Here is a 15,145-nt window from a genome sequence, read left to right on the forward strand (position 1 = left end):
AGAAGAAAAGAGGTGATCGTTTTTATGAATACCCAGGACTGTATTTTAACCCGCCGCAGCGTGCGTAAATTTACCAATGAGCCGGTCGCACCCGAGACCGTCGAGCAGGTAGTATCGCTTGCCGCTTTCGCGCCTTCGTGGAAGAATACGCAGGTGAGCCGTTATCTGGCCGTCATAGAGCCTGAGGACCGCGCGCAAATCTGTCAGTATGTACCCGACTATAACGCGCGCATCATCGATCAGTGCTCGGTGCTGCTCGCACAGACCTTTGTGAAGTCGCGTTCGGGATACGAGCGGGACGGCTCTTTTTCGACCGATCGCGGCCCGGGATGGCAGTATTACGATTGCGGCATCGCCGCACAGACCCTGTGCCTTGCCGCACACGATATGGGACTGGGAACGGTCATCATGGGTGTGTTCGACCGCCCGGCGCTCGAGCGTTTTTTAAACATTCCCGCAGACCAGGAACTCATGGCGCTGATTGCCCTGGGTTACCCGGATGAGACGCCGCCGGCACCACGACGCAAGGACGTACAGACATTATTGTCCTTCAAGCGAGGACAAAGTACCATATAAGATGGACAGAAAAACGATCAGGACCTGCCAAAATTGGCAGGTCTTTTGCTTTCCTGAAATTGTATGCAAAATGACAGCAGATGGATGTAACGAAAAAGACAAAAATGTTGGCAAACTTGGTCAAATTACCGGTAAATAATGGGTAAGATATGAGAAAGGGATTGATAAAATGTTGGAAAACTATTATACTATGAGAGCGAGATTGAAAGAATATTGAGGAATCGTGAAAGGAGTCTCTGTATGCGCGGAGTTTATACCAGCATTAACGAGATTCGTCGCCGCGTTTATACCGAAATTGCGCGTATGGCGTATGAGAGCGACGATTATGCAAAGACCATGGAGGGGCTGCCCTACCAGATCCTGCCCGGTGAGCGTGCATCTTACCGCGACAGCATTTTCTTGGAGCGTGCGATTGTAGGCGAGCGTCTGCGTCTGGCAATGGGTATGCCGGTGCGCACCGCTGCGGCTGACAAGCCGATCTCGGACGGCATCGAAAAGTGCTTGACCGAGGAGCAGTACTATGAGCCGCCGCTCATCAACATCATTAAGTTTGCCTGCCATGCCTGCCCGGAGAAGCAGATCGTAGTCACTGAGGGCTGCCAGGGCTGTCTGGCGCATCCCTGCACCCAGGTTTGCCCCAAGGATGCCATCCACATCATCAATGGCCGCTCGGTCATCGATCAGGAGAAGTGCATCAAGTGCGGCCGCTGCCAGGAGGCATGCCCGTATAATGCAATTATCAAGCAGGAGCGTCCGTGCGCCAAGGCTTGCGGCGTGAACGCAATCCATTCGGACGAGAACGGCTGCGCAGAGATCAACTATGACAAGTGCGTATCCTGCGGTATGTGTCTGGTTAATTGCCCGTTCGGCGCAATCGCTGACAAGGCACAGATCTTCCAGGTCATCCAGGCCATCAAGAAGGGTGAGAAGGTTTACGCGGCTGTTGCACCGGCATTTGTCGGTCAGTTCGGCCCCAAGGTTACCCCGGAGAAGCTGCGCGCAGCAATGAAGGCACTGGGCTTTGCCAATGTCATCGAGGTTGCGGTCGGCGCTGACCTGTGTGCAACCCAGGAAGCCATCGACTTCCTTGATCATGTTCCGGAGAAGATTCCGTTTATGGCAACGTCCTGCTGCCCGGCATGGTCGATGATGGCAAAGCAGGAGTTCCCGGAGTACAAGGAGTGCATCTCCATGGTACTGACGCCCATGGTACTGACCGGCCGTATGATCAAGAAGCGTCATCCCGAGGCAAAGATCGTATTTATCGGACCCTGCGCGGCAAAGAAGCTGGAAGCACGCCGCCGCTCGGTACGCAGCGACATTGATTATGTCCTGACGTTTGAGGAAATGATGGGTCTGTTCAATGCCAAGAACATTGATCTGGAGTCCATTGAAGCGGAAGAAGCACTGTCCAAGGCAAGCACCGACGGCCGTAACTTTGCGGTCAGCGGCGGCGTTGCAAAGGCAGTTGTCAATAGCATGAAGAAGCTGGAGCCCACCTGCGACATCAAGGTTGCAAGCGCACAGGGTCTGGCAGAGTGCAAGAAGATGATGATGATGGCCAAGGCAGGCAAGTATAACGGCTACCTGCTCGAAGGCATGGCTTGCCCGGGCGGCTGCGTCGCTGGTGCAGGTACCATGCAGCCCATCGCAAAGTCTGCGGCATCGGTCGGCATCTATGCAAAGAAGGCACCGGTCGAGCTGTGCTGCGATACCCCGTATCTGGAAGATCTGGACGATATTCTGGAGGAAGACGGCCTGTAAGGTCACCTTTGACCAACCCTGCATGACTGCATGCAGAATGAAAATCAGCCGAACAACGCTGTCAAAGGCGTATGTTCATACCTGTCTTTTTTCAGACAGCAGACACAAGAAAACCGCTCTCGTTTGAGAGCGGTTTTCTGTGTTTTAGATGTAATTAAAATTCCATAAAGGACATGCAGTCGACGTATGCGTCCATAAAGACCGGGCTGGCCGACAGCGACAGTTCACAGGCTTCCTGTGCCATGCGTTCGCTGATCGTGCGCAGTTCGCGGTTCATCAACAGCATGGCTGCGCCGCCGAGTGCACCGTTTCCGATGAAGTGCGTCTTGCGGGTCAGTGCTGCCGGGAACAGGCCGATGGCGGCTGCCGAATCATAGTTGATGCTGCTGCCAAAACCACCCGCGACGTGGAAGCGTGCGACCTCATCGGCGGTAATACTGCTCTCCTGCATGAGCGTGAGCAGTCCGGCACAGATGGCAGATTTGGCAAGCTGGATTTGCCGGACGTCCTTTTGGGTGATGGCAACTGCGCTGTTACCGATGGTGTAGCTTTCCTCATCTTCGGTTTCCAGATAACCGGTATCGTCGATGGTTTCCTGCTCGAGCATGACGCGCAGGGCATCCAGAATACCCGAGCCGCAGATACCGACCGCCGGACGGTCGCCGACCGTTGTGTAGGTCACCTGATTGTCCGATAACTCGACTGTGCGGATGGCACCCGGCGCGGCAGGCATACCGCAGCTCAGTCCCGCACCCTCGAATGCAGGTCCGGCAGCCGTGGCACAGCACAGCAGTTTACCGTCCTTGTACAGCGCCATTTCGCCGTTGGTACCGATGTCGGTCATGAGCTGTACGCCATCCTCATGCAGCATGTCGGAAGCCAGAATGGAACAGGTGATATCCGCACCGACATAAGCGCCGATGCAGCGGGGCAGATAGACCGGCGCACCGGCAAGGGTGTGACGGCTGGTCGAGCCGAAGAAGGTGGACATGGTGAAGGGGACGACAGCCAGTGCCGACGGGTCAATGCCCTCGTACAGATAGAGCATGGTGCTGTTGCCGGTCACGACCGCCTCGTCAATGTGCGAGATACCGGCTTCGGTTAAACAGTTCTGCGCCATTTGTTCCAGCTGGTCGCGGATGAGCGCGGACAGCGTGTCCAATCCGGCTGTCTTGCAGGCTTCAATGCGCGAGATGACATCTGCACCGTGGCTGCGCTGGGCGTTTTCGGCCAGCTGCTCGGCCAGTACGGTGCCCGAGGCACGGTCAAACAGCTGCATGGCGACGGTGGTCGTGCCGATATCGACCGCAATGCCGTAACCGGTCTCGGTGCGTGTGAACGTTGGAATTTCATTCCAAGCCAGAATCTTGGACGGCCCAGCCGTGTGTACAGTGACCGTCATATCACCGGAAATCCGGCAGGAACAGGCCAGTCGAATGCCGTTTGTGCGGTCATCGGCAGACAGGAACGCTAGTTCATGTGCGTCAGGTTCGGAAACCTGACCGGACACCTGTACGCGGCATTTGCCGCAGGTGTGGTTGCCCGCGCAGGGCAGCGCGAAGGACGGTAATTCCGATTGAAGCACAGCAGACAGCAGCGTTCCGGCCGGTGCCTGGGTGTGAATTTCACGGTTTGCCGTTAAAATGGTGATGGTAGGCATAATGGATCAAAACGCCGTCAGTCGGCGTTATCCTCCTTTGCTTCGGGATGTACGTAGGTGCTTGCGGTTGCCGAGAGGTGGGTCGACAACTTGGTGCCGTCATAGCAGTTGTCGGTCGTATGGAAGGTCACCCGGAGTTCACCCACTGCGCCCTGTGCGCGCACATTCTGTTCGGCCTGTGTGCGCAGACAGGATTTGCAGTAAGCGACTGCATCTTCTGCCTGAGCAAACCAGCGGGTTTCCAGACCGGGAATGATGACCTGAAACTCGGAGGTTTCAGCCGAGCGGGCGTGCACGCGGACTTCACCGGATACCGTCGCGGTGATTTGTCCGGTGACTGCACCAACCGCATTTGCGGTGGAAGCATGGGCGGGGATGACGCAGGGGGCATGCAGCGCATCGGCTGCGGCTTTGAGGAACAAGTGGATGGGGCCGCCGATGCCGATGAGCGTGGCCGGAGTGGAACAACCGAGATGCAGCAGGCCGGACGGCTCTTTGTGCCGCTCGTTCCATTGCAGTTCCAAAACGGCCTTGATGCCCTCGTCCAGACCGTTTTTGCGGAAATAGGGATGGGTATGTTCGAGCAGCATCTGCGAGACACCCAGAAAAATGCGGCACTCGATCTCGGTATATACCCGACGGCACAGCGTTTCGGGCTGTAAATCCAGCGAAGCCGCGGCAAAGGAAACTGCCAGACGCGCGCATTCGGTGTCGTATGCGGTGAAGTCTCCGCGCACGTGCATCACGTCCGTGGGAGTCAGTCCAGCACGCACGATAGCACCCGACTGTTCCAGTGCCGACGTGTCCAGCAAATACTTGTCCAGATGCAGCAGGTTTGCCGCTTGCTGGATGCTGAGCGGGCCGCGTGTGAGTGCACGGCATAACCGTTCCTCTTCCGGTGTCATGGGGATGGTTTCCCAGTCGGTGCGCCCGAGGGTCAGGAACTCGTGCATGGGCAGCGAGTGGGTGGGTGTTGCGCGAATCTGGTCGCGCAGCGTTTGCACGATCTCGGGGTACTGTACCGCCAGTCGGCAGAGCGGAATGACGCGCTCAGGGCCGATGGTGAGGGCGTCGAACCGCCAGCGGATGACGCTGTCACCGCCGAGTGCAAAGGAGGTCGAGAATAGACCGTGCACCAGTGTTTTCCAGTCTCCAACCCGGATGCCATCCTCACACAGAATGGGTAGACGGTTGTCAATCAGTGCAATATCGGTCGTGGTGCCGCCCATGTCGACGATAATAGCTTGATCGGCTCCGACCAGTGTGCTGCCGCCAAGTGCCGAGGCGGCAGGACCGGACAGCAGGGTTTCGACCGCGTGGTTCATCGCAAAGGGGCAGCTCATCAGGCTGCTGTCCGAGCGCACGACCATGAGCTCGGCAGAGATGCCGCGGGCGCGGAATGCCTGCTTGGCAGCGTTTAGAAAGTCACGGGTGATGGGGATGAGTCCGGCGTTGAGCAGTGCGCTGGCCGCGCGTTCCAGACTGGACAGGTCACCGAATAGGGTGCTGGAAACCACGGCCGGCAGGCCGGTTTCCTCCTCGATGATCTGTGCAGCCTTCTTTTCCACAACACCCTCGTTGCGCACGGCGAAAATTTCGCACACGGCGACCGCTTCCACGTCAGAAAACCACTCTCTGGCGTGCTGGCGCAGGACCGACCAGTCGGGCTCTTCGAGTACTTCACCGCGGATGGTGGTGCGGCAGGGTAGATAGCGAATATCATCCGGGTCATTGAGTCCGAATCGAGCGCCGTTGCGCGCGATACCCTGATGATCGATGCCGAGCAGCAGCAGACGGGATTTGCGCGCCTTGGACTCGACACAGGCGTTAGTTGCGAGGGTGGTGGACAGACCGGCAAGCTCAGCTTTGCGGCACAATTCGGGATTGAGCCCATCGAGTGCGTTCAAAATGCCGGCCATCAGGTCGTAATGGGTGGTCAGCGCCTTGGAAGTGTCCAAAATGGCGCGGGTGTCCAGATCGATCAGGACGGCATCGGTCGAGGTGCCGCCGGTGTCGATGCCAATGCCGATACGCATGGTATGTTGCCCCTTCCCGTTTTCAGATACAGATAACTAATTTCAGTATAGCGGTGCGTGCGTCCACTGTATAGGACAATTTGCGCAGAATTTTGGATAGAATGGCAAGAAAGTACAAAAATGAAAAAATGCCTGGAAGCGTGAAAAAATTGCTTGCCAGCGGGCGAAGTCGTGCGTATAATGGAGGCAAAACCGGACAAGAGGGAGAGAAAGGAACGATGAGAACGGCATTTATCGGCTGTATGGTGATGAACCGGGAAATCAGCCATCTGGTCAGCGAGAGTCAGAACCCGATCCGTACCTGGTGGCTGCGGCAGGGACTGCACGACACACCGGACATTTTGCGCCATGAGCTGCAGCGCATCATTGACGAGATCGAGCGGGAAAATGAGATGCTGCGCGAGAACCAGCGCTTTGAGGTCATCTGTCTGGGATACGGCCTGTGTTCCAACGGCGTGGTCGGTCTGCGTCCGCGCTCGCTTCCGCTGGTCATTCCACGCTGTGACGACTGCATTTCACTCTTTTTGGGCTCGGCTGACCGATACCGCAAGCTGTTTGCCGAACACAAGGGCATTTACTGGTATAATCCGGGCTGGATCGAGCAGGCATTTACGCCGTCGACCGAAAATTACCGTGTGCAGCGTGCGCAGTATGCCGAACTGTATGGCGAGGAAAATGCCGATTTCCTGATGGAAAGCACCAATTCCTGGATGCATGGGTATGAGAGCTGTGGATATATCACCTGTCCGCTGCGGCGCTATCCCGAATACGAGGCGTACACCAAACAGGCGGCGCAGGATTTCGGCTGGACGTACTTTGAAGAGCCGGGAGAAATGGGCTATTTCGAGGCGCTGCTGCATGGCCCGTGGGATGAAGAGCGCTTTTTGGTTTGTCATCCGGGAGAACGGGTACAGGCTGACTATTCCAACAAGAAAATTTGCGCGGTCAAGATTGACGAGACCGAGGCATGATGCAATGAAAAAACCGCTCCGAACAGGGAGCGGTTTTGTTGACTTTCCGAGAGCTCAAAAGATTTACTTTTTGCTCTTTCTGTACTGACCGGGTGAGACGTTGGTCAGCTTTTTGAAAATACGGGTAAAATAACTCTGATCGTCAAAACCGACCGCGTAGGCGATATCTGCAATGGACATGGTGCTGTCGCGCAGATACAGCTTGGCGCGCTCGACGCGCAGATGGTTGACGTACTCGGTGAAGGTGTAGCCCAGCTCATCTTTCAGAACGCGGCAGAAGTAGGACTTGGACAGCGATACATGCTCTGCGGCATCCTCAAGTGTCAGTTTTTCGGCCAGATTTTCTTTGATGTAGGCGGTGGTCTGGTAGATGACGTTGTGGTGCTTGATGTCGTTGAAGTCGAAGACGAAGTTGATAAAACGGTGCAATACCATGCTCAGCCAGCGGTTCAGTTCTTCCAGATTGCGCAGTTTTTCGATTTCTGGCTCGTAAGACTGACTCAGACGGAAGATATCGTTGACATCGGCGCCGCCGTCGATGGCTGCGCGGGACATCAGTACGAGCAGGGAGTGCACATGCTGTTTGATTTTGGCCAGATCATTGCCGCAGGCCAGATACAGACCGGACAAGAGCACGTTGAGCAGCCGCTGAGAGCCTTCCTTGTCTCCGGCGCGGATGCTCTGCTGGAGCTGACGCTCGCTGTCGATGGGGTATTCTGCCGCCTCAGCCGAGGAATAGAGATCGTACATGGTGTTGAGCAGCTGTGCCTGACGGCCGGAGTCAACGTTCGGCGCACGGTCTTCCTGACTAAGATAGCCGACGGCAGCGCGTAACAGCTCACTCAGCGCACGGGTCTGCTGGGTGGTCATGCGCGGGATGCCCTCGACGTTTTCCAGCGAGAGGATGTTGTCCTCGTACGGGTCATCAAGTGAGTTCGCCATAACGATGGGGCCGGTGATCATGCACAGATCACCCTGATTGTCCGGGTCATGCACCATGGTGGCGATAAACACCAGACCACGCGGGCAATAATAAATATATTTTCCGTCCCAGCGCTCGGCCTCGTATGCACCGTACAGGTGGGTATGCGAGGCGTTGCACTGATAATTGTCACAGACTGTGCGGAAGGGCTCGCTGCAAAAAGAGCCATCCGGAATGCGGATGAGGGTACAGTGTGTACCCGTCAGCGTTTGCACAAAATTGCAGTAGTGCAGGCATTGTTGCTGGAAGTCCATGCTCAGAAACCTCCTGGGGAAGACAGTTTAATTTTTTTCAATATAGCAGATTTTTTTGTGATATGCAATGTGAATTTCAATAAAATGCAAAGAACCTTGCGGTGCGCGGGCACTGTATACTTGCCCAAGAACGCATGAATTTTGAAAGGCACTCCTGTGAAAAGTGATAAGATAGTACAAAAAAGCGCAAATGAGTTCAAGAAAAAAAGACAGGGGACTGGTATGATACATACAACAGATCGGGGCGGCAGCGCGGACAGCCGAGCGGAAAGTGCATCCGCTGTGCGCTGGAGTTGCACGCGCCTGAAAAGGGAATCCAAACGATAAGATTGTGAAAGGGAGAATATAATTATGAGCGCTATTTTGACTGATATCAGCTCCTGGCTGCAGCAGGGACGTGCACCGAAGGTAAAGGCTTGCGTACAGCAGGCACTTGACGAAGGCATTCCGGCAGGCGACATCCTGGAAAAGGGTCTGCTCGATGGCATGAACATCATCGGCCAGAAGTTCAAGAACAACGAAGTTTTCGTTCCTGAGGTTCTGATCGCAGCACGTGCAATGACCAAGGGCATCGAGCTGCTCCGTCCTTACCTGGTAACCGAAGGCGTTGAGGAGAAGGGCACGGTTGTCATCGGTACGGTCAAGGGTGACCTGCATGATATCGGCAAGAACCTGGTTCGCATGATGATGGAAGGCAAGGGCCTGAAGGTCATCGATCTGGGCGTTGACGTACCGGTTGAAAAGTATCTGGACGCAGCGCGTGAGAATAACGCGAACATCATTGCATGCTCGGCTCTGCTGACCACCACCATGACCGAGATGCGTGAGGTTGTTGAGGCAGTTAAGGCATCTGAGCTCAACGGCAAGGTTAAGATCATGATTGGCGGCGCACCGATCACCCAGGCATTCTGCGATTCCATCGGTGCAGACTGCTACACCCCGGACGCAGCAAGCGCAGCTGACGCAGCGCTGGCGATCTGCGCATCGTAAGTACCATATAATTTTACTTTTGTGGCCGCTGTCGGGCTGACACACCGCAGGTGTGCGAACGGCAGAGGCTAAACAAGGGAAGAGGGACGTACCCCACAGCTTATCGCTGCTGAAGCGCGAGTCCGTACCGCTGAAAAGGTGAAAACCGGTCACTGGGAAACTGGGAAGGCTGCGGTACTAAGACGTTGAGCGGCAATAACCGCTCTGAAAGCGTGAGTCAGAAGACCTACAAAATGCACTGCACTTTGCTTGCAAAGTGATTTGTAAGATTCCCAAAACAGCCGTCGCGGCAATTTGCGCACGGCTGTTTTTTCTGCCTGAAAAAGCCCCCGGACATGGATACCGTCCGGGGGTCTTTTGTTGGTCGAGGTTATTATAAATTTTCTGCGCAGAAAATCGAGATGTTGGAACCGGGCTGCTGAGCCGCGGGAGATTTGCCTTTTTGAAGCAAGTCACGCAGCAGAATGAGCGGCAAATAGCCCTGCTGATAGATGTCCTGCGAGATGGCAAGGTCTACGTCGCCGCTGCGCAGCAAACGCTTGGTGCTCTCCGAGATATCGTGACAGATGACCCGGATACGTGCTTTGGGCGTGGCAGCGTGAATGGCTTCGGTGCAGCCGGCAACGCTCTGATTGGCCATGTAGATGGCAGATAGATCGGGGCAGCGGCTGAGGGATTCGAGCACCTTGCGATAGGTAGTGTGGTAATCGTTGAAGGTCTCGACAATTTCAATCTGACCGTTATCAAATCCCAATTCATGCATGCGCTCACAGAATCCGTCCAAACGGGTGCGGTGACCGTCAAATTCCAGATTGCCGACGGCAGCCAGAATTTTGCCCTTGGGATCGATGCACTTGCTCATCAGTTCGGCGGCAATACGGCCGCTGCGGCGGTAGTCCTGACCGATAAAGCACAGACGTTTGCTGTTCGGAAGATCAGAGTTAAAGGTAATGGTCGGAATTCCCTGTGCCGCCAGCTGGTCGATTTTTGCCTCGATGGCGATATTGGCGATGGCGCACATGGCGATGCCCTGCGCACCGTCTGCGACCAGTTGGTCGAGCAGTTCGATGACCTCACCGGGAATGTCGGTCTGACAGTGGCAGAGCATGACATCGACGTGAAAGTCGGTCAGCTCAGCGCGCGCGGTCTGGATGCCGCGCTGCACTTCATTTCTAAAATGATCATCCGGCCAGTTGGGCAAAATGACACCCAGACGAATGGGAGAAAAACGCGATTCACTGAGCACACGCTGGTGCGCATCGCGCGGGGAAACATAGCCGAGTTCCTGCATAGCGGCCAGGATGCGGGTGCGCACTTCGGCTTTGACATAAGAGCGATTGTTGAGGACACGGTCGACCGTACCGCGAGAAACGCCGGCGCGATCGGCGACCATCTGAATGGTGGGACGCTTTCCCATACTGGATCACTTCCTTGTTGCTTCGTAAAAAGCGCACCGTACCAGAGTGCGCTGACAGAACTGTTTTCAGTATACCATAGATTCTGTGCGGTGCACATGCTTTTTCAAAAATATTTACAAGAGATCAAAAAATTCGGGAAATCCTGTGCATTTTTGGATGCGGATAGAGTATGCACGGGGTAAGAAAGGCAATCTGTGCGAGTGTCGAGGGGAATGGGTAAAAAAGAGAAAAAGTCATGCAAATAAGATATAAAGATACAAGGAAAGTGAAAACGATATAACCAGATTAAAGATGCCGGGAATAGAAATGCACACAAAAATTGTGCGGGTTGAATAGAAAGACAGGGGTAGAATGGGGAAAGTGCATAAAATGAACTTAATTCGTACAGATATTACAGAAAAAGTGGGAAAATAATTACATATCTGCCGAATAAAGTGAAAACTTTGAGAATAGGCGAAAGGCGAGCGGGAGAAAGCACATTGACAGGCTGTGGGCTGTGTGCGTATAATAGCAATAAAGGCACAGTGTGTGTAAAAACACATAAAATAGAGAGAAATTACAGGGAAAGTTTGTGTACGGATAATCGTTTTGAGGAGGTTTTGCTATGAAATTCATGCGCTCTGCTTGCATTGAACCGATGTATTATGAGATTCCGTTTCTGGATCGCTTCCAGGCGGCAAAGGACGACGGATTTGAGTACGTAGAGTTCTGGAGCTGGACAGACAAGGATTTGGATGCAGTCAAGGCTGCGGCAGAAAAGGCAGGCATCGGAATTTCCGGTTTCAATGGAGACGCTGACTATTCGCTGATTGATCCCACCCACAAGGAGAAGTATCTGGACTTTTTGCGCCAGTCGGTTGCAGCAGCGCAGAAGATCGGTGCAAAGTCGGTCACCATCCATTCCAACGCACTCGGTGACGGCGGCATCGTGGTCAATCACTATGACGATCTGAGTGATACGGTGAAGCTGTGCTCGATGTACGACATGCTGCTCGAGTGCGCCAAGATTGCCGAAGAGAGCGGCATTGCCATGAATCTCGAACCCCTTAACATCACGACCGATCACGTCGGAAACTTCCTCGCACACACCCAGATGGCTGCAGAGATGACGCGCCTCATCGGCTCGCCCATGCTCAAGGTGCTCTATGACGTCTATCACATGCAGCTCAACGAAGGCAGTCTGTGTGACACCATCCGCACGTATGCCGATCAGCTGGGACATATCCATGTTGCCGACGCACCCGGCCGCCATGAACCGGGAACGGGAGAGATCAACTATCATAATGTATTCCAGTGCCTCGAAGAGGTAGGATACACCGGCCGCATTGGCTTTGAACTGATGCCCAAGACCTCGACCGCTGAGGCCGTCAAGGCGATTATGTCTTACTAATGTAAAAACAACAGGCAGACACGTTTGTGCCTGCCTGTTTTATTATGCGTGATTCCATTCAGATTGAAACTGTGCTTCCAGCTTGCGCATGGTGTCGGGAGACAGTGCACGCTCAGCAAAGGGATAGATTGCACCGTTTTCCTTCTCAATGTGGCGGCGCAGCAGATGAACATAGTCCATCGCCTGCGAGAGGATTTCCAGCTTAAGTGCAGGAGAACGGTCGGTCTCGTAGGCATTGACCGCGGTTTCCAGCTCCATGACATACAGTCGGGCTTGATCGTGCTCGACCAGCATGCCATGTCGGATGAGATTTTCAGCCACCTGGCCAAGTTCGTCCAGCATCGCGCGGAACAGCAAATCTTCTTCTTTCTTGTGGTGCGTCGCATCGGCATAGGTGCGGATATATGCGATATCAGCCCGGAAGCTGTCGGCATCAAATATGTTATGCTCCATCAGATCGATGCACTTCTGGGTCATCTGTTCGGTGAATGCCCAGATTTCGTCGTGCTCTTTATATAAGGTTTCCATCAAAGTCATGGTGTTAGCCCTCCTGGGTCAAGCGGAAAGTGTTGTCATTGAGCATTTCCAGACGCAGGTGCAGCTTGGTGCAAAATCCCTGCATCCAGTGGATGCGCAGCGTCCAGTAATCGGGTGTCGGGTGCTGACCGTGCACACTCCAGATGACTTCGTCCGGTTCGGTCTGCAAGAACTGCACGCCGCCGTCGCACGGCATACCGTCCAGCCAGTACGTGTCCATGGTTTGCCACGCGGCGACACAGGATTCGGTCGTTTGCGGTGCGGCCTGTGCACCCTGATTTTCCATCAGCGTGCACAAGTCCTGGATATGTGCCGCATCGGATGCGATTGCATGAGTCACGGCGAACGCCAGACGGCGCTCGGCCTGATCGACCAGACCGCTCAGCGAGGCGTGAATTTGCGACAGGTCAATGACCTGCTCGAGCGTACCCGACGGTGCGGGCAATGAAGCCCGCAGGTCGGTCAGCAGGGCACTTGTCCAGCTCTGCGCATCGGAAAAGGCGGCGATGGTATCGGCCAGTGCGTTCACCGCCTGCACCTTGCCATACATTCTGGCGTGAATGGGTCCTAAAAATGCACTCATCGTGTTTTCCCTCGCAATCAGTCATTGAGCATGGACAGAACATCCTCGATGTTCAGACCGTGCACCATGCATGCATCCTTGAGCGACTCCATCTGTGCCGACGGGCAGCCCAGACAGTGCATACCGCACGACATGAGCACTTCGGCAGCCTTGGGATGGGTCTTCAGGATGTCACCGACGTGCATGTCGGCATGAATTTTGGTCGGTACTGCGTCGCCAAAGAACAGACGCAGATCGTCTTCGACCGTGGTGATGCCTGCGATGCCGAAGTTTTCGACCAGAACCTTGGCGACATTCTCGGACAGGAACGCGGGCAGGGTGGGGCCGAGGTGGATGTTCTTGACACCCAGATGCAGCAGAGCCAGCAGGACGATGACCGCCTTCTGCTCGTACCATGCAATGTTGTAGACGATGGGCAGATCGTTGATGTCGTCCAAGCCAAATACTTCCTTGAGCTTGAGTGCGATGACTGCGAGCGAGTAGGAGTCGTTGCACTGACCGGCATCCAGAACGCGCGGAATACCGCCGATATCGCCCAGATCGAGCTTGTTGTACTTGTACTTTGCGCAGCCGGCGGTCAGGATCACGGTGTCCTTGGGCAGCGCCTTGGCAAAGTCGGTGTAGTAGTTTCTGGACTTTGCACGGCCATCGCAGCCTGCCATGACGACGAACTTCTTGATGGCACCCGACTTGACCGCATCGACGACCTTATCTGCCAGTGCAAGCACCTGATTGTGTGCGAAACCGCCGACGATTTCACCGGTTTCCAGCTCGGTCGGAGACGGGCAGCGCTTGGCGTGTGCAATGAGCGCAGAGAAGTCCTTGTGACCGTTTTCGTCTGCCTCGATGTGCGCACAGCCCGGGAAACCGACTGCACCGGTGGTGTAAACGCGGTCGCGGTAGCTGTCCTTGGGCGGTACCAGACAGTTGGTGGTGAGCAGGATGGGGCCGCCGAACGCCTCAAACTCTTCCTTCTGCTTCCACCATGCGTTGCCGTAGTTGCCGACAAAGTGCGGATACTTCTTAAATGCCGGGTAATAGTGTGCAGGCAGCATTTCAGAGTGAGTGTATACGTCCACGCCGGTGCCTGCGGTCTGCTCGAGCAGCATTTCCAGATCGTGCAGATCGTGACCGGAAATCAGAATGCCCGGATTGCTGCGCACACCCAGATTGACCTTGGTAATCTCGGGGTTACCGTATGCCGAGGTGTTGGCTTCGTCCAGTGCAGCCATCGCGTCCACGCCGTACTTACCGGTCTCCAGCGTCAGTGCGATCAGATCATTTACCGACAGGCTGTCATCACGGGTCTTGGCGAGTGCCTGCTGCAAGAAGGCATCGACCGAGGCAACGCGCTTGCCGTAAGCGTTAATGTGGTGGTTGTATGCTGCCATACCCTTGAGGCCGTAGGTGATCAGCTCGCGCAGGCTGCGCACGTCTGCGTCGTCGGTTGCCAGAACGCCGACGGTCTTTGCACGTGCGTCCCAGTCACCCGAGCCGTCCCACAGTGCATTCTCGGGCAGACCGGATGCATCGCTCAGCTGTGCACGCAGCGCCTGGGTGTGTTCGATGGTCTGGGAAATGCGTGCGCGGATGGCATCGTTATCGAAATTTGCATTGGTGATGGTCACGAACAGGTTCTCGGTGACCAGCGTGTCGATCACGTCGGATACCGGCTTGCCCTCGGCGCGCAGACGTGCGGTCACAGCGCACAGACCGCGAGTCACGTCGATCAGCAGGTCCTGCAGATTTGCAGTCTCGGCGGTCTTGCCGCATACACCGGCACGGGTACAGCCCGAGCAGCCTGCGGTTTCCTGACACTGGTAGCAAAACATCGTATTTTCCATATTTGAAAACTCCTTATTTCTCGATCGGTTGGTTGAGGTTTGGTGGCTTATCTTACTGTTTGGGACGATCTCTCGTCCTGACAGAGCAGATTATACGGCAAAAATAAAAGACTGTACGTTGGAAATACAACGCACAGTCA

Annotated in this window: 12 protein-coding genes; 5 read left to right on the forward strand and 7 right to left on the reverse strand. The window is 55.1% G+C overall.

From position 1 onward, the window contains the following. The first annotated feature begins 24 nt into the window (after positions 1 to 24). The gene (locus B5D52_RS11165) at positions 25 to 576 is read left to right on the forward strand and encodes a nitroreductase family protein (protein WP_040332444.1); all 552 of its coding nucleotides are present in this window, start codon (positions 25 to 27) and stop codon (positions 574 to 576) included. 240 nt (positions 577 to 816) lie between these two features. Continuing rightward, complete coding sequence (locus B5D52_RS11170; protein WP_016146243.1) at positions 817 to 2,340, forward strand: 4Fe-4S dicluster domain-containing protein; 1,524 nt, start codon at positions 817 to 819, stop codon at positions 2,338 to 2,340. Between the two features lie 154 nt (positions 2,341 to 2,494). On the opposite strand, the gene B5D52_RS11175 is transcribed toward B5D52_RS11170, so the two are convergent. Then, the gene (locus tag B5D52_RS11175) at positions 2,495 to 4,000 is read right to left on the reverse strand and encodes an ASKHA domain-containing protein (RefSeq protein ID WP_016146244.1); all 1,506 of its coding nucleotides are present in this window, start codon (positions 3,998 to 4,000) and stop codon (positions 2,495 to 2,497) included. A 17-nt stretch (positions 4,001 to 4,017) separates the two neighbouring features. Then, positions 4,018 to 6,036 carry a hydantoinase/oxoprolinase family protein gene (locus tag B5D52_RS11180; protein ID WP_016146245.1) on the reverse strand — a complete coding sequence of 673 codons (2,019 nt, stop codon included), beginning with the start codon at positions 6,034 to 6,036 and terminating at the stop codon, positions 4,018 to 4,020. A gap of 218 nt (positions 6,037 to 6,254) precedes the next feature. On the opposite strand from B5D52_RS11180, the gene B5D52_RS11185 reads away from it, so the two are divergent. Then, positions 6,255 to 7,007, forward strand: a complete 753-nt coding sequence (locus tag B5D52_RS11185; RefSeq protein WP_016146246.1) for a DUF1638 domain-containing protein — start codon at positions 6,255 to 6,257, stop codon at positions 7,005 to 7,007. Between the two features lie 63 nt (positions 7,008 to 7,070). Here the strand turns inward: B5D52_RS11185 and B5D52_RS11190 are convergent, their stop codons facing one another. Then, entirely contained in the window at positions 7,071 to 8,243 is a 1,173-nt protein-coding gene (locus B5D52_RS11190) for a helix-turn-helix domain-containing protein (protein ID WP_016146247.1), read from the reverse strand. Between the two features lie 351 nt (positions 8,244 to 8,594). Here B5D52_RS11190 and B5D52_RS11195 point away from each other — a divergent pair, with 351 nt between their 5' ends. Then, complete coding sequence (locus tag B5D52_RS11195) at positions 8,595 to 9,233, forward strand: corrinoid protein (RefSeq protein ID WP_016146248.1); 639 nt, start codon at positions 8,595 to 8,597, stop codon at positions 9,231 to 9,233. Between the two features lie 373 nt (positions 9,234 to 9,606). On the opposite strand, the gene B5D52_RS11200 is transcribed toward B5D52_RS11195, so the two are convergent. Then, on the reverse strand, positions 9,607 to 10,650 hold the full coding sequence (locus tag B5D52_RS11200; protein WP_016146249.1) for a LacI family DNA-binding transcriptional regulator: 1,044 nt from the start codon (positions 10,648 to 10,650) through the stop codon (positions 9,607 to 9,609). Positions 10,651 to 11,255: 605 nt separating this feature from the next. Here B5D52_RS11200 and B5D52_RS11205 point away from each other — a divergent pair. After that, positions 11,256 to 12,041, forward strand: a complete 786-nt coding sequence (locus B5D52_RS11205) for a TIM barrel protein (protein WP_016146250.1) — start codon at positions 11,256 to 11,258, stop codon at positions 12,039 to 12,041. Positions 12,042 to 12,083: 42 nt separating this feature from the next. Here the strand turns inward: B5D52_RS11205 and B5D52_RS11210 are convergent, their stop codons facing one another. From B5D52_RS11210 to hcp, 3 genes are read right to left on the reverse strand one after another with little or no spacing between them, the layout of a single operon-like run. Further along, positions 12,084 to 12,578: a hemerythrin domain-containing protein gene (locus B5D52_RS11210; RefSeq protein ID WP_016146251.1), complete on the reverse strand. Its 495-nt coding sequence runs from the start codon at positions 12,576 to 12,578 to the stop codon at positions 12,084 to 12,086. 4 nt (positions 12,579 to 12,582) lie between these two features. Then, positions 12,583 to 13,161 (reverse strand): hypothetical protein, encoded by a 579-nt coding sequence (locus tag B5D52_RS11215; protein WP_016146252.1) that lies wholly within the window; start codon positions 13,159 to 13,161, stop codon positions 12,583 to 12,585. 17 nt (positions 13,162 to 13,178) lie between these two features. After that, positions 13,179 to 15,005, reverse strand: a complete 1,827-nt coding sequence (hcp, locus tag B5D52_RS11220) for a hydroxylamine reductase (RefSeq protein ID WP_016146253.1) — start codon at positions 15,003 to 15,005, stop codon at positions 13,179 to 13,181. Positions 15,006 to 15,145 lie beyond the last annotated feature (140 nt).

The sequence above is a fragment of the Butyricicoccus pullicaecorum DSM 23266 genome, assembly GCF_900167005.1.
Classification (GTDB): Bacteria; Bacillota; Clostridia; order Oscillospirales; family Butyricicoccaceae; genus Butyricicoccus; species Butyricicoccus pullicaecorum.

Coding starts and splice junctions, on each gene's coding strand:
- B5D52_RS11165 (WP_040332444.1), top strand. CDS start 25: ATGAATACCCAGGACTGTATTTTAACCCGCCGCAGCGTGCGTAAATTT.
- B5D52_RS11170 (WP_016146243.1), top strand. CDS start 817: ATGCGCGGAGTTTATACCAGCATTAACGAGATTCGTCGCCGCGTTTAT.
- B5D52_RS11175 (WP_016146244.1), bottom strand. CDS start 4,000: ATGCCTACCATCACCATTTTAACGGCAAACCGTGAAATTCACACCCAG.
- B5D52_RS11180 (WP_016146245.1), bottom strand. CDS start 6,036: ATGCGTATCGGCATTGGCATCGACACCGGCGGCACCTCGACCGATGCC.
- B5D52_RS11185 (WP_016146246.1), top strand. CDS start 6,255: ATGAGAACGGCATTTATCGGCTGTATGGTGATGAACCGGGAAATCAGC.
- B5D52_RS11190 (WP_016146247.1), bottom strand. CDS start 8,243: ATGGACTTCCAGCAACAATGCCTGCACTACTGCAATTTTGTGCAAACG.
- B5D52_RS11195 (WP_016146248.1), top strand. CDS start 8,595: ATGAGCGCTATTTTGACTGATATCAGCTCCTGGCTGCAGCAGGGACGT.
- B5D52_RS11200 (WP_016146249.1), bottom strand. CDS start 10,650: ATGGGAAAGCGTCCCACCATTCAGATGGTCGCCGATCGCGCCGGCGTT.
- B5D52_RS11205 (WP_016146250.1), top strand. CDS start 11,256: ATGAAATTCATGCGCTCTGCTTGCATTGAACCGATGTATTATGAGATT.
- B5D52_RS11210 (WP_016146251.1), bottom strand. CDS start 12,578: ATGACTTTGATGGAAACCTTATATAAAGAGCACGACGAAATCTGGGCA.
- B5D52_RS11215 (WP_016146252.1), bottom strand. CDS start 13,161: ATGAGTGCATTTTTAGGACCCATTCACGCCAGAATGTATGGCAAGGTG.
- hcp (WP_016146253.1), bottom strand. CDS start 15,005: ATGGAAAATACGATGTTTTGCTACCAGTGTCAGGAAACCGCAGGCTGC.